A 17,283-nucleotide genomic window follows, 5' to 3' on the forward strand; every position below is an offset into this window, starting at 1 on the left:
GCCTTTCCTCCGTACTGTTCGGGAATGGGAGCATCATCGCGGGATCGAGGACGACGGGCGCTTCTGAGCCTGACGGCGGCAGCGGGCGCGGGCGCCGTGACGGCGGTGGCGACGGCCCCCCCGGCGACAGCGGCCAACGCCTTCCCGGACGCACGGCTGGACGGCTTCCGGGACTCGACCGAGTTCCCGGGAGCGACTGCTGAGCAGCGGCTCCGGGCCGCTCTCGACGCGGCTCACGCCCTCGCGACCGAGTCCTTCCTGGTCGTCTCCGAGCCCGTCGTGCTGACAGCACCCTTGACGATCGACCTCTCGCGTGTGTCGATGGAGTTCGCCGGAGGCGATGTCGATGCGACGGCGGTGTCGGGATCGGCGCTCGTCCTCACCGCCTCCGAGGCCTCCGATGATGCGCCGCACACGCGCGTGAGCCTGCGCGGACTGCGCCTCACGGGTCCCGGCCGAGCGGCTCCTGGATCCGTCGGCCTCGAGCTGTCCTCGGCGACAGGCGTCCGAGGCGCAGGACTGTACGGAGTGGAGATCATCGGATTCGAGACGGGTGTCCGGTTCGGTCCCGGCGCCGAGCATCTGCGCCTCTTCCACGTGGCCGTGGAGGAGTGCGGCACGGGCGTCCTGGTCGCCGGCACTGCCCCTGGGTCGAATCTCGCGATGGTCGGCGGTTCTGTGCGCTCGTGCACGACGGGACTGTCCTCCGCGTCGACCAGTGGCGAGCTGCACACGACGTCGCTGGCCATCAGCGGATGCGATCGCGCGGTCGAGGCTTCAGGGGGTGCCGTCACGCTGCACGCTGCGACCGTCCGCCTGACCCCGGCGAGCACGGTCAGCGCGTTCTCCACCGCTGCGACGACGACGGCCAGGATCAGCATCAACGGCGGCACGGTCTCCGCCGCCGCCCCGCTGGCGGCGGCCACAGTCTTCGAGACGGCTCACAGGAGCTGGGGAGGCGGGATCGTCGTGACGAGCACCTCCTTCCGCAACGTCGCTCCGGCATCGGGCTACCTCGTCGGAGGGACCGGACTCGTCCGGTTGGCGGACGTCTCGATCCTGGACGAGCCCTCCGTCGTGCCGACCTCGGTTCTCGTCCACCGCGCCGCGAACCGGCTCGTCGATGGAGCCTTCGATGTGGGCACGGTCGCGGACGCGTACCTGGACACTCCGGACGCCACCTCTCGGAGTGCGAGCCCGTCGGCCACGCTCGCCGTCGCGTCAGGGCGGCTCCTGGTCCGGAAGACAGGCACCGGACAGACGAGTCTCTCGTTCGATGTGCTCAGCAGACCCGGGCGGGTCTACGCCGCCGACCTCGTCATCGGACAGGCCGCTGCGAACGGGTCGATGATCGTCTCGGAGTCCTTCGTCACCGTCTCCGGTCGTGACGCCCGCGGCATCCCTGTCACCGTCCGCTCGGAGCCCGTCTCCTCGACGACGCAGTCGATGGCGGCGATGGCCGCGGCACTCCCGTTCCGGGTAAGACCCGCGACCGGCGTGGATCGCCAGGCGCCGTCCTGGGCGTCGCATTTCCGCGTGACCGTCGGCCTGAACGACCCCGCCGCGGGAACGGTCGGCATCGACGACGCGGTCGTCACCGAGATGTGAGGACCGGCCGCTCGCGCGGTGGCCCGATGCGTCAGTGGGCGCCGCCTCCGGGGGCGACGACGGCCTGCACGGTTCTCGCGAGCAGCGCGAGGTCCCCGGTGAACGACCAGTTCTCCACGTAGTAGAGATCCAGTCGGATGGCGTCCTCCCAGGAGAGCGTCGACCGCCCGCTGACCTGCCAGAGCCCGGTCATGCCCGGCTTGACGTTGAGGCGCCGGCGCGCGGCCTCGTCGTAGAGCTCGACTTCTCCCGCCACCTGCGGCCGCGGCCCGACGAGCGACATGTCGCCTCTCAGCACGTTGAAGAGCTGAGGGACCTCGTCGATCGAGTACTTGCGCATGAAGCGTCCGATCGGTGTGATGCGAGGGTCGTCGGTGATCTTGAACAGTGGTGTTCCGGACGTTCCCTGAGCGGCGAGCAGCTCGGCGAGCTGATCATGAGCGTTCACCACCATCGAGCGGAACTTGATCATGCCGAAGGGCTTGCCGTTGATGCCGATCCGCGTCTGGCGATAGAACAGGGGCCCCGAGCTCGTCAGCTTGACGGCCAGTGCGACCGAGGCGATGAGAGGCATCAGCACGGCGATGAGGCTCAGCGATCCGACGATGTCGAGGGCACGCTTGCGGGCCTGCTTGCTGCCCTCGAATCGAGGTGTCTCGATGTGCACGAGAGGAAGGCCCGCCACCGGGCGCATGTGGATCCTCGGTCCGCTGATGTCGGTGAGGCTCGGCGCCATGACCAGGTGCTGGCGCCTCGGCTCGAGACTCCAGCTCAACTGTCGGATCTGCTCGGGCGGCAGGTGGTCGCTGCTCGTGATGATGACGGTATCGGCGCCGGTCCGGTTCAGGATGCCCGGCACCGCATCCACCGTGATGTTCTCGAAGACAGGCACCCCCCACCCGCTCACCCGATCGCTGGCCAGATCCTCGGGGATGCACACGCCGACAACGAGATACCCGGCCCCGGTGGCGCGGACGAGCTCGCGGTAGATGTGCTCGACGCTCCGTGACGAGCCGACGAGGATGACGGAGGAGGAGTACCGGCCCGCGCTCCGCTGCTGCCGCAGCCACACCCTCCAGGCTCCGCGTCCGAGCCAGAGCAGGACGAGGCCGAGCGGGAGCGCGGTGATGATGTACCCGCGGGCGAAGCCGATCTGGCCGAGGTAGGCGACGCACGTGATCACGGCGAACAGCAGGAGCGTCGCATCGAGGATGCGCTTGTACTCCGTCACCTCTCCGCCGAGGACACGGTCTTCGCGTGTGGCGTAGAACTTCAACAGGGCGGCCCACAGCACCACGATCACCGAGGAGACGATCCAGTAGTTCGCGAGCAGGCCCGCGATCTCCGGCTGATGGCCGGCCACGAACAATTCTCGGCTCTCCACTCCGAACCAGAAGAACTGACTGCTGAAGACCGAGAACACGATGACGAGGACATCGGTGATGACGAGTTTTCTGGCCACTGCTCGGGACCAGGAGCTCCGGCCCTTCTCGGAGGAAGAGCTCTTCGTGGAAGTGGGTGTTTGCAGTTTCACCGTGTGAGCCCTGTCTGCGACTGACCGCTGTTCTCTCGCATAAGCGACCTGCCCTCAGCGTAGTGGTCGGGCGTCGTGCTCCTCCGTCCTGAGCGAAGCTCCGCGCAAAGGCCCCTCCTAGGGGATGCTCTCGGCTATTCCGACTATTCCCCGACGATGAGGACGCGCTCGGACCTCCGTTGTGCGCCGTCGACGATCGCTCGGACGTCGGCGGCGGAGACGTCCCGAGCACGGGGAGTCGAGGTTGTTCGGCGGGTCGGATCCGTCGGGCGGCTCAGGTCGCTCGGCTCGCGCGGTCGGCGCTCGTGCGTCCGGTGCTGATGCGGTGTCGCGGCGTCCCGCCGCTGTCGATGGGGCGTGACGCGCAACGGCAGGAGAAGACTCGGGAGAGGCGCCGCGAGAGCTCGCGAGGGGAGACCGGCGGACGATCGTCGGGCACCGACGGAGGGCACGTCGTCGCCGGCAGGGACGAGCAGGACGCTTCCGCTGCCGGAAACGACGACGGCACACTCGTGCTCATCGAGACGGACAGGTGCTGCGCCGGAGTTCTCCTGGGCGTGGAGCCGAGATCGGCGCATGCGTCTGCGGTCATCGGCTCCGGCCACGGCCGCGGCCAGGCGCCCGTGGTCGGGCGCTCCGGGGGCGAGCGCCTCGCGGGCGGACGATCCTGCCTCGACGGGGAGCTGCTCGGAGCCGATGACGAGCCGTGTCGCGGCTTCCCGGGGCGCTTCCGCTCTCCGTTCGGGACGTCGCGGATCGCTCGGGTCGTGTCGGGTCCGGGCCGGTGAGCGCGACCGGGGATCGAGGCCCTGTCCCCGTCCGCCCGAGCCGGTCGTCCTGTGAGCGAGGCATCCGCTCGCACGAGCGGGTCCGGTGACGTCCTCCCTCGGTGATCGAGGGGAGGACGTCACCGGACCCGCGAGTCCTGCTCGGGGGGCGCGCCGTCGTCAGGGCGCCCCCTGGTGATCAGCTCAGCCGCAGAGTGCCGCGCCTGCCACGTAGAACGCGCGGATGCCGATGTTCGGCGTCGAGGCCGACGCCACGCTGGTGACGTTCGTGATCGTGACGACGGGGCTGCCGGTGCTGTTGCTGTCCCACGTCCCGGGGTTGCTCAACGGGGTGCGGTAGTACTGATTGTTGTCACCGATCACGTTGATCCAGTTGCCGCCGATCTCGACTCCGAGGTCCTTCGCCGTGCGTCCGGCCGGAAGTGCGGTGAGCTGGGTCCCGTCCTGGTCGAACACGGCGGCCGTCGTCGCGAAGATGCGACGCGTCGCGCCGAAGACCTGGGTGTCGGCGGCGACCTGACGCAGCCCGGTGACTGTGGCGAGGACCTGCGTCCACGGCGACCAAGACGCTCCGGCCTCGATGGTCTTCGTCGCCTCCCATGCCGTCCCGTCGGTCGCGACGAGCGACACCCGCCACAGGCTGTCGTCGCTGAACGACACGGCGATGTCGAGGACAGTGCGGCCTCCGGGCGCGGCCGCGAGCGCGACGCCGTCCCAGTCGTACACCGTGCTGCCGCTGGCCGAGAACAGGCGGGCTCCGCGGTCGCCCCCGGCGATGATCAGACCGTCATCCGCCGCGATGCTGGTCATGCCGATGCGGATGGGGGTCGTCGTGTCCCACTCGTAGAAGCCGCCGGAGGGCGCGGTGTGCGAGTAGACGTCGCCGTTCTGGGAGACGACGTAGCTCAGGTAGGTCGCAGACACAGCCGTGTCACCGACGCCGGTCCACGCGACTGCGAAATCGACCACAGTGGTGACCGCTTCCGGCATCTCGGACTCGACATTGTTGCGACGTCCGCGGAAGGTCGAGGTGCGGGTGCCGCTGGTGCCGTTCACGATCGCTGCGGTGGTCGCATCGGCCACGGGAACGGTCGGCTGGGCCGGATTCACCACGCCTGCTGTCGTGGCCGTGATGGTGCCCGTCTGGCTGACTCCGGCGGTGGCGAAACGCAGACCGTTGAAGCCCTCCAGGAGGAGGCTTCCGCCGGCACCCGTGAACAGCGTGCGAGGTGCGGCCGTGCCGTCGTACCAGCGCAGCGCGGTCGGCAGAGTCACCGTCACCGCGATGCCTGCGGCGGCCGGAACTCCGGAATCGCTCACCTGGAGGTAGGCGTTGAACGGGTTGCAGCTGCTCGTCGTGTAGGAAGTAGTGGCATCGCCACCCTCCTGGTCGACGAAAGCGACCGTGCGCACGGTCACCGGGGCCGATGCGGCGGCGAGCGGCGCACCGATCGCCGCGACGACGACGGGAGTGGTCCATGCGGCCGCCTGCAGGACGGTCCGGCGGCCGGGAACCGCATTGCGAGCCGGAACGGGCGAATCAGAAGGGGACGTGTTCGACATAATATGCCTCTCTGGTTGGACGAATGGCCTGCGGATCTTCAACGAACGACCTGAGCCGTAGACGGCAGACGTTCCCTCGGAAGATCCACTGCTCATGTCGCAGCGTCCCGAGAGTTTTTCCGCGACGATTGATTTCGCGAGAGGGCTGTCCTTCCCGCGGCAGGCCTGAGACTACTGCACACCAAGTAATTCCACGCAACGGGGTTCGACGATCTCGAGACAGATGAGAGAGGCTCCGAAACGGCGGCGGAACGACTATCCGCCTCACTCCGAGGTCGCCCTGTTCTGCCGCGAGAGAGATGATCGATCGACAGGTGAGGCGCAGAGCCGTCTCCCGCTTGTGTTCCTTCTCTCTCCTGGCGGATCGATCGGGCCGTGAGTCCGGCCGGATGAGGCGCTCCGGTGTCGGCTGCCCGGATGCGTCTCCCCGCCCGAGGAACCCCTACAAGGCCGATCGGAGGACGGCCTCTGCGGCCTTCGTGATTCCGTCACCAGGCGCGCACGGGCAGGACCGCCTCCCGAGGGCGTCCTCCTCGTTCAGGTGCAGCGTCTCCGTCGGCTGCACGGCCTCGTCGTGATCCGACTGATCGGCCTCACCTCGGCCGGGCGCGGGCTCGTTCGCGGATCCCCGGCGGCGAGAGGAGGATCGCCGGCGCATCCGCAGTCGCTCATCGACCCATCAGGACGTCCGCTCCGTTCCGGCTCCTCCGACGCTGCCGTCGCGTCGTCCGACCTCGGCGCCGGAGCGGCGGCGACGGGCGCCGCTCCGATGGGACTCGGGTCGGGTCCGGTGAGCGGGCGCGTTCCGCCTCCGGCGCAGTCGGGTGCGGGAGGATGATCGGATGGACGACACGGCGGTACGGCGGCTCCTCGAGGGGCTCGCGGGGGCGGAGGCGAGCTTCCCGTTCGGCCCGGGCACGCGGGTGTGGAAGGTCGCCGGGAAGGTCTTCGCGCTCGAGTCGGAGCGCTTCGAGCGCCCCGTCGTCAGCGTCAAGGCGCTGCCCGAGAACGTGGTGCACCTCGTCGCGGGGGTCGAGGGCATCGAGCCCGGGTACCACCTGAACAAGAAGCACTGGGTGACCGTCGATGCGGGCGGGGCGGTGGAGTCCGGGCTGGTGCTGGAGCTGATCGAGGAGTCCCACGCGATCGTCGTCGCCGGACTGCCCAAGCGGCTCCGGCTCGCCCTCGGCGGCACCGCCGCCGGCTCGCTGAACGAGGACCGCTGAACGACGCCCGCCCGGCGCCGCCCTGCCGCAGCGCCCCCGCCGCGGCAGAGGCTCGCGGGGCGCGGCCTACAGGCCGTAAGAGCGGAGGTACGCGGCGGTGTCGTGCCAGCCCTCGACGGCGAAGCACTCGACGCCCATCGCCTTGACGGGGTAGTCGTTGCCGTCCGGGTCGAGGCGGTCGCCGACGAAGATCATGTCATCGAGGGGGATGCCCGTGAGCTCGGTGAGCTTGTTCATCCCGTACGCCTTGTCGATGCCCTTCCGGGTGATGTCGACCGACGTCGAGCCGCCGGAGCGGACCTCGAGGTCGGGGAGCACGGCCTGCACGGCCTCACGGAGGGTGTTCTTCTTCTCGCCGTCCGGGTCCCAGGCCTGCTTGACCTCGACGGGCGCGGACTGGCCGAGGGCCGAGAAGGTGATCTGCGAGTCGCGGTCCTCGAGGATCGGGCCCCAGGTCTCGGACTCCCAGTAGCCGAGCTCCTTCGCCTTCTCCTCGACGGCGGCGAGCGCGCGCGACTTCTCGTCCTCGGTGAGGTTCTCGGCGTAGATCTGCGCCCAGTCGCCGTTCTCGTACCGGTAGTACTGCGTGCCGCAGGTGGGCATGAGGTGCAGCTTCGCGAGCACCTCGGGGTCGGCGCCCTCGAGGCGGTCGAGCACCTGCATCCGGAACTGGCCGATCTGGCCGCCCGAGATGATGCACACCTCGGTGGCCTGGAGCAGCTTCACGAAGAGGTCGGCCATCGCCGGGTCGACGGGGGACTTCGAGGCGGCGAGGGTGTCGTCGAGGTCGAAGGCCATCAGGCGGGGCAGGGTGCTCATGGAACTCGTTTCACGGTCGGCGGACGGGGCGGTAACGAGGATACGGGGCGCCGCCGGAACGCGCGCGCGGTCGGCGCGAGCGGGCTCCGAGCGCAGACTGGGGGGCATGACCGCCGCCACAGCGCCCGACGGAGGACGCCGCTCCGTTCCGCGCACTCTCGCCCGCATCCTCCTGGGCCTGCTGCTCGTCACGGCCGGCACGGCGCACCTGACGGTCGCGCGTCAGGCCTTCCAGGCGCAGGTCCCGCCGTGGCTGCCGGCCGACCCGGACCTGGTGGTCGTCGCGTCGGGCGTCGTCGAGATCGCGCTCGGGCTCGCGCTCGTCGTGCTCGTGCGGTGGCGCGTGATCGTGGGAGTCGTGGTGGCCGCGTTCTTCGTCGCGGTCTTCCCGGGGAACATCTCGCAGCTGCTGACGCGGACGCCGGCGTTCGGCCTCGAGACGGACGCGACGCGCGCGGTGCGGCTCGTCTTCCAGCCCCTGCTGGTGGTCTGGGCGCTCTGGTCGACCGGGGCGTTCTCGGCCTGGCGGGCCCGCCGGTCGCGACGCCGCGGGGACTGAGCCGCCGGTCCGCGGCCCGATCGTCCCGCGATCCTCCGGAACGACGAACGGCGGCCGGCGGGAGACCCCGCCGACCGCCGCCCGTGCCCCGCTCGGCTAGGCCGCGAGGCGGCGTCGCGCGACGACCAGCGCGAGACCCGACAGCAGCAGCACGAGGGCTCCGCCGATCAGGCCGGCCGCGTCGGCGCCGGTGTTCGCGAGCGAGCCCGGGCCGGAGCCTCCCGCGACGGGGGCCGCCGTAGTGGTGGGGTGCGGCGACGGAGCGGTGGTGGGCTGCTCCGTCGGGGTGCCGGGCTCGGTCGGCGCCGGGGTGACCGGGACCTCGGCGGCGGGCTCCGTCGTCAGCGACCAGTTGGGGTCGTAGAAGTCGGCCTGGTCGATCACGCCGCGGGCGGTCGACCAGTCGATGAGGAGCTGGCGGATCTCGAGGCGCTCGTCGTAGACGAGCGGTGCCTGCGCGACGGCCGGGTAGGCGCCTCCGCCGCTCTGGCGGTAGTTGTTGACCGCCATCACGAAGCGCTCGTCGTCGGCGACCGGGGTGCCGTCGGCGTGGGCGAGACCGCGGATCCGCGAGCCGGCGGGCTGGGAGACGTCGATCACGTAGTCCAGGCCCGAGATCGCGTCGTAGTTGTAGTCCGGGATGCCGTCGGGGCGGTCCTCGGTCGTCGCGTTGGTGCCGGTCTCGGGGTCGAACACGGCGCCCTCGGCGGTCTGCACGAAGTAGCGGGCCGAGAACTCGAGGTAGTCGCGCACCTCGGCTCCGGTCAGCTCCACTCCGCGGAGGGTGTTCTCGTAGATGTACAGGCCCGCGATGTCGCGGATGCTGACCTGCCCCTTCGGGAAGACGGCGGTGCGCGAGAACGGCGACGCCTGGGAGATCACCGGCAGGTCCGCCCACTCGGTGCCCTCGAGCGCCGTCTCGACGGTCTCGGCCTGGACGGTGTTGATGAAGTCGATGATCGGGGTGTCCTCGTAGCGCGAGGTCGCGGCCGAGAGCTCCTCGACCGAGACGGCGACGGGGGTGTTCACGTACTCGATCGTGGCGGCGTGCTGCTCGGTGAGGGCGTCGACCAGTGCGGGCGACTCCTCGGCGATGTCCTTCGCGTAGACGGGCTGCGTGACGGGCGCGTTCCCGGCCGACCAGTCGACCTCGAGGCCGCCCGCGGCGTCCGGCACCAGGTTCAGCGTGACCTCGGTGAGGCCCTGCGCCCAGAACTCGGGCTGGGTGACCACCACCTGCTCGCCGGCGACGTTGGTGAACAGCGTCTGCGGCAGGTCCTTGTGGCTGTGGCCGGCGACGACCACGTCGATGCCGGGGACCTGCGTCGCGATGTTGTTGACGACGTCCTCGTTGAGGTCGGCGGCGTCGTACTCGGCGTCCGGCACCGTGCCCTGGCCGGTGTGCGCGAGGACGACGACCACGTCGGCCTGCTCCTGCACGATCGGGACCCACTGCTTCGCGGCGGCGACCATGTCCTGGAACTCGAGGACGCCGTCGACGTACTGCTTGTCCCAGACGCGGACGCCGGGCGTGACGAGGCCGAGGACGCCGACGGTGACCGTCTTCCCGTCGATCTCGCGCTCGATCAGCGTGTAGGGGTCGTGGTACGGCTTGCCGGTGGCGACGTCGACGACGTTCGCGCCCAGCAGCGGGGCGTTCAGGTCGCCCTCGTACGCGCTGAGCATGTCGAGCCCGTAGTTGTACTCGTGGTTGCCGACGACCTGCGCGTCGTAGCCGATGGTGTTGAACGCGGTGGCCATCGGGTGCGTCGTCTCGCCGGAGAGGACGCCTGCGGCACCGTCGCCGAGGCCGTAGTAGTAGGTGAGCGGCGTGCCCTGGATCGCGTCGCCGTTGTCCATGACGAGCACGGACTCCTCGCCCTTCTCGGCGCGGAGGCGGTCGACCTCGGTCGCGACGCGGGTGAGGCCGAGCGCACCGTCGGCCGGGTACGGCGCGTTCGCGAAGTAGTCCCAGTCGTAGACGTGCCCGTGCGTGTCGGTCGTCGACACCAGGGTGAGCTCGACGCCGTCGTCGAGAGGGGCGGCCGAGGCGATCGGAGCTGCGGTGGCGGCTCCGAGTGCGACGACGGCGAGGAGGCTTGCGGCGCGGAGTCTGCGCATCGTGGTCCTGTTCGCGTGATGAGTGGAGTGTGAACGTCCTCGAATCTATGCGCCGCGTGTGAACTGCGCATGACGGGATCGAGAGCATTGCTCGGCGATGGATCCGCGGTGCCGGCCCGGAGCCGAGGGAGTCCGCGGTGCCGCCCCCGCGCGCTGGAGCCGTCCTCCGGCCCCTCCGCTAGAATCGAGCGGCTGGTCGCGCGGAGGCGGCACGACTGCCGCGCCGCACCCGCCCACCCCCGCCCCTCCCGTCGAGAAGGACACGCCATGCCAGCAATCGTCATCACCGGCGCCCAGTGGGGCGACGAGGGCAAGGGACGCGCCACCGACCTCCTCGGCAGCCGCGTCGACTACGTCGTGAAGTTCAACGGGGGCAACAACGCCGGGCACACCGTCGTCGTGGGCGACGAGAAGTACGCCCTGCACCTGCTCCCCTCCGGCATCCTCACCCCGGGCGTCGTCCCGGTCATCGCGAACGGCGTCGTCGTCGACATCGAGGTGCTGTTCCACGAGCTCGAGGCGCTGAGCGCCCGCGGCGTCGACGTGTCGAAGCTGCTCGTCAGCGCCAACGCGCACGTCATCACCAGCTACCACCGCACCCTCGACAAGGTGACGGAGCGCTTCCTCGGCAAGCGCCAGATCGGCACCACCGGCCGCGGCATCGGCCCGGCGTACGCCGACAAGATCAACCGCGTCGGCATCCGCATCCAGGACCTCTTCGACGAGAACATCCTCCGTCAGAAGGTCGAGGGCGCCCTCGACCAGAAGAACCACCTGCTGGTGAAGGTCTACAACCGCCGCGCGATCCTGGTCGAGCAGGTGCTGGAGGACCTGCTGCAGTACACCGAGCGCCTCCGCCCGATGGTCGCCGACACGTCGCTGATCCTCTCGCAGGCGCTCGACGCGGGCAGGACGGTGCTGTTCGAGGCCGGCCAGGCCACGATGCTCGACGTCGACCACGGCACCTACCCGTTCGTCACCTCCTCCAACGCGACCTCGGGAGGAGCGGCCACCGGCTCCGGAGTCGCACCGAACCGCATCGACCGCGTCATCGCGGTCATCAAGGCGTACACGACCCGCGTCGGCGCCGGCCCGTTCCCGACCGAGCTCTTCGACGAGTGGGGCGAGTACCTCCGCCGGCAGGGCTTCGAGTTCGGCACCACGACCGGCCGCCCGCGCCGCTGCGGCTGGTACGACGCCCCGATCGCCCGCTACTCGGCGCGGATCAACGGGGTCACCGACTTCGTCCTCACCAAGCTCGACGTGCTCTCGGGCCTCGAGACCATCCCCGTCTGCGTCGCCTACGACGTCGACGGCGTGCGCCACGACGAGGTCCCGGTCTCGCAGAGCGACTTCCACCACGCGAAGCCGATCTACGAGGAGTTCCCCGGCTGGCAGGAGGACATCTCCGGCTGCCGCGAGTTCTCGGACCTGCCGCAGACCGCGCAGGACTACGTGCGCGCGCTCGAGGCGATGAGCGGCGCCCGGTTCTCGGCGATCGGCGTCGGCCCGGAGCGCGAGCAGGTCGTCGTGCTGCACGACCTGCTCGACTAGAGGCGGCGAGGAGCCGGGCCGGGCAGCCCTCTCGGAGGCGGCCGACGTGGTCACAACGGAGGAAGAACCTCGGTGACCTCGCGGAGTGACGCGGATCCCCGGCCCTCTCGACGAATCCTTCCTGCGGTGTGGACACGACCGCCGCCGAGCGCGCCGGATAATCGGCGCATGCAGATCTACGCCGACCTCCCGGCCGTCCGCGCGCGGCAGATCCTGGCCGACGCCCTCGCTCTCGGCGTGGCCGTCGTGGCGATCGCCGCGGGGATCGCGGTCGGCTCGCTGATCGCCGGCCTGGCCGAGATCGGCCGGCGGCTCGAGAGCGCCGGCAGCGGCTTCGGCTCGACCATGAGCGACGCCGGGACCACCCTCGGCGGCATCCCCCTGCTCGGCGACGCCGTGCGCGCGCCGTTCGACGAGGCGAGCGGGGCCGGCTCCGTGCTCGCCGCCGCCGGACGCGACCAGCAGCAGCTCGCGAGCGCCCTGGCCGTGGTCGCCGGGCTCGCCGTCGGGGGCCTCCCGCTCCTGCTCCTGGCCGTGCTCTGGCTCCGGCCCCGGCTCCGCTTCGCCCGCCGGACCGCCGAGCTGCGCGCCCTCGGCTCGACCGGCGGCGGAACCGAGCTGCTGGCCCTGCGCGCGCTCACCCAGGCGTCCCCCCGCGACATCCTCGCCGCGCACCCGGAGGCCGCCGCAGGCTGGCGGACCGGCGACCCCGCCGTCACCGCCGCGCTGGCGGCCCTCGCCCTCCGCGGGGCGGGGCTCCGGCCCCGCTGACCCCGGAGGACCACCGCGGGTCCGCCGGAGGGATGATGCCGCGAGCCACTGCGGACGACGCCGGCGACAGGGGTGCCTCCGTAGCGTCGAGGACATGCAGAACCAGACCTCCTCCGTCGTGGCGCGCGTCGAGGGCGTGCGCAAGCTCTACGGCAGCACGCCGCCCGTCGTCGCCCTCGACGACGTCACGCTCTCGATCGAGCGGGGCGAGTTCACCGCGGTGATGGGCCCCAGCGGATCCGGCAAGTCGACGCTCATGCACGTCCTCGCCGGCCTCGACACCGCCTCCTCCGGCCGCGTGTTCCTCGGGGACGCCGAGATCACCTCGATGAGCGACGCCGAGCTGACCGTGCTCCGCCGCCGCAGCGTCGGCTTCGTCTTCCAGGCCTTCAACCTCGTCCCCACGCTCGACGTGCGCGGCAACATCCGCCTCCCGTTCGAGCTCGACGGCCGCTCCGTGACCGGCGACGAGGAGCAGTGGATCGCCCGGCTGATCGAGTCCCTCGGGCTCCGCGAGCGCCTCACGCACCGGCCCCACGAGCTCTCGGGCGGGCAGCAGCAGCGCGTGGCGATCGCCCGCGCCCTCGCCACCCGGCCGCAGCTGATCTTCGCCGACGAGCCCACCGGCAACCTGGACTCGCGCACCGGCCGCGAGGTCCTCAGCCTGCTCCGGGCCTCCACCCGCGAGTACGGCCAGTCGATCGCCATGGTCACCCACGACCCGATCGCGGCGGCCTACGCCGACCGCATCGTCTTCCTCCGCGACGGGGCCGTCGTCGACGACCGCCGCGGGATGAGCGCCGAGGAGATCTCGCGCGCGATGCTCACGATGGAGGGCGCGGCGTGAGCGGCGTGCGCACGGGCTCGAGCCAGGGCGGGGGCGCCATCGTCACCGTCGCCGCACTCGCCGCGGCGTTCGGCGCCGTGCTGGTGCAGGTCATCGCCGACATGGTCGCGGCCTTCGCGGCGGCGGGGATCGACGGCATCGGCCAGGTCGCCCTCATGCTCGGGATGGTCGGCGCCGTCTTCTTCGGCATCGCGGTGTTCGTGGGCGGGATCGTCACGGCCAACGCGGTCTCGACCGTCATCGCCGGGCGCACCCGCGAGATCGCCCTGCTGCGCCTGCTCGGCGCCTCCGGCCGGTCGCTGCGCAGCGGGATCGTCCGCACGGGCCTCCTGCAGGGGCTCCTCGGAGCGGCGATCGGCCTGGTCGCCGGCGTCGCTCTCGTGGCGCTCGCCGCGGAGCTCGCCATCCGGAGCGGCACCCTGCCCCGCTTCGACTACCCGCTCGTCTCGCCCGGCCTCGTGCTGCCGCTGATCGCCGTGGTCGCCTCGACAGTCATCGCCTCGTGGTCCGGATCGCGCCGCGTGCTCGCGGTCGCGCCGTCGCAGGCCGCCGGATCCTCCGCCGAGCCCCGCTACGAGGAGCTGCGCGGCCGCACCGCCCGCAACGTCACGGCGATCGTCTTCGTCGTGGTCGGCGCGCTGCTGCTCGCCGCCGGTGTCGTCCTCGGGCTCGCCAACCCCGGCGGCGTCCTCCTCGGGCTGGTCGGAGGCATGGCGTCCTTCACCGGCGTGATCCTCGGGGCGCCCGTCCTGCTCCCTCCGCTCACGGCCCTCGTGGGCCGCGCCTTCGGCCGGGGCCCCGTCGCCCGACTGGCGTCCGCCAACGCCGTCCGCAATCCGGCGCGCAGCGCCCGCGCCGTCATCGGACTGGTCATCGGAGTGTCGCTGGTCACGATGTTCGCGGTCGCCGCCGCCACGTTCGGCACGATCATGGAGCGCTCGGGCGAGACGAACCCCGAGGTGATCGCGGCGTTCGAGCAGTTCATCCAGGTGAGCACCGCGGTGATGAGCGTCCTGCTCGGCTTCTCGGTCGTCCTGGCCGCCGTCGGCATGGTCAACACGCTGTCGCTCAGCGTGCTGCAGCGCCGGCGCGAGCTGGGCCTGCTCCGCGCGCTCGGCTTCACCGGCTCGCAGGTGCGGTCGATGGTGGTGCTGGAGGCGGCGCAGATGATCATCGCTGCCGCGGTGCTCGGCATCGTGCTCGGCGTGGTCTACGGCTGGTGCGGCGCGATCTCGGTGTTCGGCTCGCTGCCGGGCATCGGACTGATCCCGCCGACCGTCCCGGTGCCGATCCTGGTGGCGGTGCTCGTGGTCGGTGTCGTGATCACGGTCGTCGCGGCCGTGCTGCCCGCCCGCCGCGCCACGAAGGTGTCGCCGGTCGCCGCTCTCGCCGTGGCCTGAGAGCCGGCACCACGTAGAACCCGCGGCCCGAGGATCGGCGCCCTCACCACGGAGGACCCGGTGCCCCGAGGGCCGGCGCCGCGCAGAACCCGCAGCCGGAGGGCCGGCGCCCTCACACCACCGAGAACCCCGCGGCGAGGGGCTCCCGCCCGCTCAGCGCGAGCAGGAGCTCCTCGCCGCGTCCGGATCGAGCGGCCAGCCCGCCGGTCAGCGCGCAGCACGCCTCGACGGCCTCGCCGGGCAGCGCGTGCGGGATCCCGGTGGCCCGCGAGAGGTCGAGCGTGTGCACGACCAGCTCGAGCAGCCGGGTCCGGAGGTACTCGTCCAGCTCGATCGCGTGGCCGCCCACGGCGACGAGGCGGCCGGGACGCTGGGCGGCGACCAGCTCGACCGCGCGGCCCGCCGCCTCCGCCAGCGCCTGAGCCGGCCTGTCGCCGAGCAGCAGCCCAGCCTCGACCCCGCGCCGCGCCACCGCCGCGGGGTCGGCGACGTTCCCGGCCAGCGCGGCGTAGTAGTCGAGCGCGTCCTCGATGGTCGGCTCGGGCGGCTCCGGAGCGAGGAGGTACGCCTCGACCGTCAGCACCGCCCGCGACGCGTGTCCCGCGAGGCCGCGGACGTCCCAGGCACCGAGCCCCGGCTGCTCCCACTGGTCCTCCCGCACCTGCGCGAGCAGGCCGACGAGGGCGGCGGCGGCGGACTCGAACAGCGCGGCGGTGCTCATGGAGCCATGCTGGCACGGTGCCCCACACTGATCGCATGAGCAGTCCCCGCCGCCCCGGTCCCGTCACGCTCGTCGGCCGCTCGATCGTCCTCGAGCCGCTCGCCGCCGAGCACGTCGAGCCGCTCGGGCGGGCGATCGGGCGTCCGGAGGTGTTCGCCGGCGGCTACGGAGGAGGACCCGCCGGCCTCCCCGGCACCCCGGAGGAGTTCCGCGCCTTCGTCGACCGCTACTACCCCTGGGGCACGGGCCTGCCGTTCGCTGTGCTGCAGGAGGGGCGCGTCGTCGGCACGACCTCGCTGGCCGACTTCGACGAGACGCGCGAGGCGGCCCACCTCGGCTGGACGGCCTACGCGCCCGAGACGTGGGGCACCGTCGTGAACCCGGAGGCGAAGCGGCTGGTGCTCGGACTCGCCTTCGACAGCGGCTACGAGCGGGTGAAGCTCCAGGCGGATGCGGTGAACGCGCGCTCGCGGGCCGCGATCCTCCGCCTCGGCGCCGTGTTCGAGGGGGTGCTCCGCCACGACCAGCGGCGGGCCGACGGCTCGTGGCGCGACACGGCCGTCCACTCGATCCTCGCGGCCGAGTGGCCGGCCGTCCGCGACGCGCTCGACCGCCGGATCGACGCGGCGCTAGCGCTCCCTCCCTCGACCGCGCAACCGCTGACCGGGCGGCCGCCCGAGGAGTAGGAAGGAGGCATGGAACGCATCCACTACGCCGGCAGCTCCGTGCTGACGGGTACCGCCATCGCGCGGTCGCTGCTGGCCTACGCGGAGGCGCTGGCGCTCACCAAGGGGTCGATCACGGTCGACATCCCGATCCGCCAGGAGTCCGGCCGGCCCGGACGGGCGGCGCTGCTGATCGGACCGGCGAGCCAGCTGTTCTCGGAGTCCGAGGACGACGGAGCCGAGGAACTGCTCGACGAGGAGCTCGTCGAGCGCTTCACCCGCGAGACGGCCCGTCTGGGCGTCTCGCACCCCGTGGCCGAGGAGGACGGCGGCGCCGGGCCGCTCTCCGCTGTCGACACCGAGATCCCGCAGTTCCACGGCGAGGACGACTCCTGGTGAGCATCCGGGGCGCCGGTAGGATCGACACTCACGACTCCGCCCGACCCTTCGCGGACGGGCGACTTCCCGAACGGAGAACCGCCTGATGGGGCGACTGATCTACGACTCGACCCTCGAGGCCGACTTCGACGACCGTCTGCTGGCGCACCTGCAGATCGTGATCGGCTCGAAGCTCGCGCGCAACGAGTCCTTCTACTTCTCGTGGAAGGACTCGCAGGCGGTCGGCGACGGACGCACCTCGATCTGGCTGCACCCCGCCATCCCGCTGCGCTTCAAGTACCACGGCGGCCGTGCCCCGAACATCAACCCGGACTGGATCCGCCAGCTGCTCGCCGATTCGCACACGGCGCACGGGCTGCGGATCAGCGAGGAGCCCCACGGGACCGCCCGTCAGAGCGAGGAGAGCATGCTGTGAAGCGCGTCGAGATCATCTACGGCGGAGCGCCGTTCAGCCTGAGCGAGACGTCGGCCGCGGAGGTGCGCGAGAGCATCGACCGCGCCCTGGACGGCTCCGCGTCGCGCTGGATCACGGTGAACCAGGGCGAGGGCGAGCCCCGCGAGACCTCGATCCTGATCACGCCGGGAGTGGCGTTCTCGGTCGCCGACGTCGCGCACTGAGGTCGACGCCGCGGTCACGGTGATCGCCGCCGCTCACGCCGCCGGCTCGGTCCGGGGCGCTCGCACCGCCGGCCCGCCTCGGAACGACTG

General features: G+C 71.5%; 16 protein-coding genes. 11 read left to right on the forward strand and 5 right to left on the reverse strand.

Features of this window, described 5'->3' with window-relative positions; all coding sequences use genetic code 11:
* The first annotated feature begins 105 nt into the window (after positions 1–105).
* Positions 106–1,608 (forward strand): hypothetical protein, encoded by a 1,503-nt coding sequence (locus tag C5B98_RS08995; protein WP_146076940.1) that lies wholly within the window; start codon positions 106–108, stop codon positions 1,606–1,608.
* A 31-nt stretch (positions 1,609–1,639) separates the two neighbouring features.
* Here the strand turns inward: C5B98_RS08995 and C5B98_RS09000 are convergent, their stop codons facing one another.
* Together C5B98_RS09000 and C5B98_RS09010 are read right to left on the reverse strand one after the other, a co-directional pair.
* The gene (locus C5B98_RS09000) at positions 1,640–3,070 is read right to left on the reverse strand and encodes a sugar transferase (protein ID WP_258059895.1); all 1,431 of its coding nucleotides are present in this window, start codon (positions 3,068–3,070) and stop codon (positions 1,640–1,642) included.
* 1,043 nt (positions 3,071–4,113) lie between these two features.
* On the reverse strand, positions 4,114–5,493 hold the full coding sequence (locus tag C5B98_RS09010; RefSeq protein WP_146076941.1) for a hypothetical protein: 1,380 nt from the start codon (positions 5,491–5,493) through the stop codon (positions 4,114–4,116).
* 842 nt (positions 5,494–6,335) lie between these two features.
* On the opposite strand from C5B98_RS09010, the gene C5B98_RS09015 reads away from it, so the two are divergent.
* A complete protein-coding gene (locus C5B98_RS09015; protein WP_104222787.1) occupies positions 6,336–6,719 on the forward strand; it encodes an MmcQ/YjbR family DNA-binding protein in 384 nt (127 codons plus the stop codon).
* Between the two features lie 66 nt (positions 6,720–6,785).
* Here C5B98_RS09015 and C5B98_RS09020 read toward each other — a convergent pair whose 3' ends face one another.
* The gene (locus C5B98_RS09020) at positions 6,786–7,538 is read right to left on the reverse strand and encodes an HAD-IIB family hydrolase (protein WP_104222786.1); all 753 of its coding nucleotides are present in this window, start codon (positions 7,536–7,538) and stop codon (positions 6,786–6,788) included.
* 106 nt (positions 7,539–7,644) lie between these two features.
* On the opposite strand from C5B98_RS09020, the gene C5B98_RS09025 reads away from it, so the two are divergent.
* Complete coding sequence (locus C5B98_RS09025; protein ID WP_104308200.1) at positions 7,645–8,097, forward strand: DoxX family membrane protein; 453 nt, start codon at positions 7,645–7,647, stop codon at positions 8,095–8,097.
* A gap of 96 nt (positions 8,098–8,193) precedes the next feature.
* Here C5B98_RS09025 and C5B98_RS09030 read toward each other — a convergent pair whose 3' ends face one another.
* The gene (locus C5B98_RS09030) at positions 8,194–10,218 is read right to left on the reverse strand and encodes a bifunctional UDP-sugar hydrolase/5'-nucleotidase (protein WP_104327662.1); all 2,025 of its coding nucleotides are present in this window, start codon (positions 10,216–10,218) and stop codon (positions 8,194–8,196) included.
* Between the two features lie 267 nt (positions 10,219–10,485).
* On the opposite strand from C5B98_RS09030, the gene C5B98_RS09035 reads away from it, so the two are divergent.
* The 4 genes from C5B98_RS09035 to C5B98_RS09050 all read left to right on the forward strand — a co-directional run bounded on the left by C5B98_RS09035 (position 10,486) and on the right by C5B98_RS09050 (position 14,790).
* The gene (locus tag C5B98_RS09035) at positions 10,486–11,772 is read left to right on the forward strand and encodes an adenylosuccinate synthase (protein WP_104234282.1); all 1,287 of its coding nucleotides are present in this window, start codon (positions 10,486–10,488) and stop codon (positions 11,770–11,772) included.
* A 168-nt stretch (positions 11,773–11,940) separates the two neighbouring features.
* Complete coding sequence (locus tag C5B98_RS09040) at positions 11,941–12,543, forward strand: hypothetical protein (RefSeq protein ID WP_104327663.1); 603 nt, start codon at positions 11,941–11,943, stop codon at positions 12,541–12,543.
* 94 nt (positions 12,544–12,637) lie between these two features.
* A complete protein-coding gene (locus C5B98_RS09045) occupies positions 12,638–13,390 on the forward strand; it encodes an ABC transporter ATP-binding protein (RefSeq protein ID WP_104222781.1) in 753 nt (250 codons plus the stop codon).
* A complete protein-coding gene (locus C5B98_RS09050; protein ID WP_258063476.1) occupies positions 13,387–14,790 on the forward strand; it encodes an ABC transporter permease in 1,404 nt (467 codons plus the stop codon). The genes C5B98_RS09045 and C5B98_RS09050 overlap by 4 nt, the downstream gene beginning before the upstream one ends.
* A gap of 112 nt (positions 14,791–14,902) precedes the next feature.
* On the opposite strand, the gene C5B98_RS09055 is transcribed toward C5B98_RS09050, so the two are convergent.
* Positions 14,903–15,511, reverse strand: coding sequence for a maleylpyruvate isomerase N-terminal domain-containing protein (locus C5B98_RS09055; protein ID WP_104225706.1), 609 nt, complete (start codon positions 15,509–15,511; stop codon positions 14,903–14,905).
* Between the two features lie 35 nt (positions 15,512–15,546).
* On the opposite strand from C5B98_RS09055, the gene C5B98_RS09060 reads away from it, so the two are divergent.
* The 4 genes from C5B98_RS09060 to C5B98_RS09075 all read left to right on the forward strand — a co-directional run bounded on the left by C5B98_RS09060 (position 15,547) and on the right by C5B98_RS09075 (position 17,193).
* Positions 15,547–16,197, forward strand: a complete 651-nt coding sequence (locus C5B98_RS09060; protein ID WP_104258044.1) for a GNAT family N-acetyltransferase — start codon at positions 15,547–15,549, stop codon at positions 16,195–16,197.
* A 9-nt stretch (positions 16,198–16,206) separates the two neighbouring features.
* Complete coding sequence (locus C5B98_RS09065; RefSeq protein WP_104225704.1) at positions 16,207–16,575, forward strand: hypothetical protein; 369 nt, start codon at positions 16,207–16,209, stop codon at positions 16,573–16,575.
* 85 nt (positions 16,576–16,660) lie between these two features.
* Positions 16,661–16,990, forward strand: coding sequence for an ATP-dependent DNA ligase (locus tag C5B98_RS09070; protein ID WP_104222776.1), 330 nt, complete (start codon positions 16,661–16,663; stop codon positions 16,988–16,990).
* The gene (locus C5B98_RS09075; protein ID WP_104222775.1) at positions 16,987–17,193 is read left to right on the forward strand and encodes a hypothetical protein; all 207 of its coding nucleotides are present in this window, start codon (positions 16,987–16,989) and stop codon (positions 17,191–17,193) included. Before C5B98_RS09070 ends, C5B98_RS09075 begins: the two co-directional genes overlap by 4 nt.
* Positions 17,194–17,283: the final 90 nt, after the last annotated feature.

The sequence above is a fragment of the Rathayibacter sp. AY1A5 genome, from assembly GCF_002930875.1.
In the GTDB taxonomy this organism is placed as follows: Bacteria; Actinomycetota; Actinomycetes; order Actinomycetales; family Microbacteriaceae; genus Rathayibacter.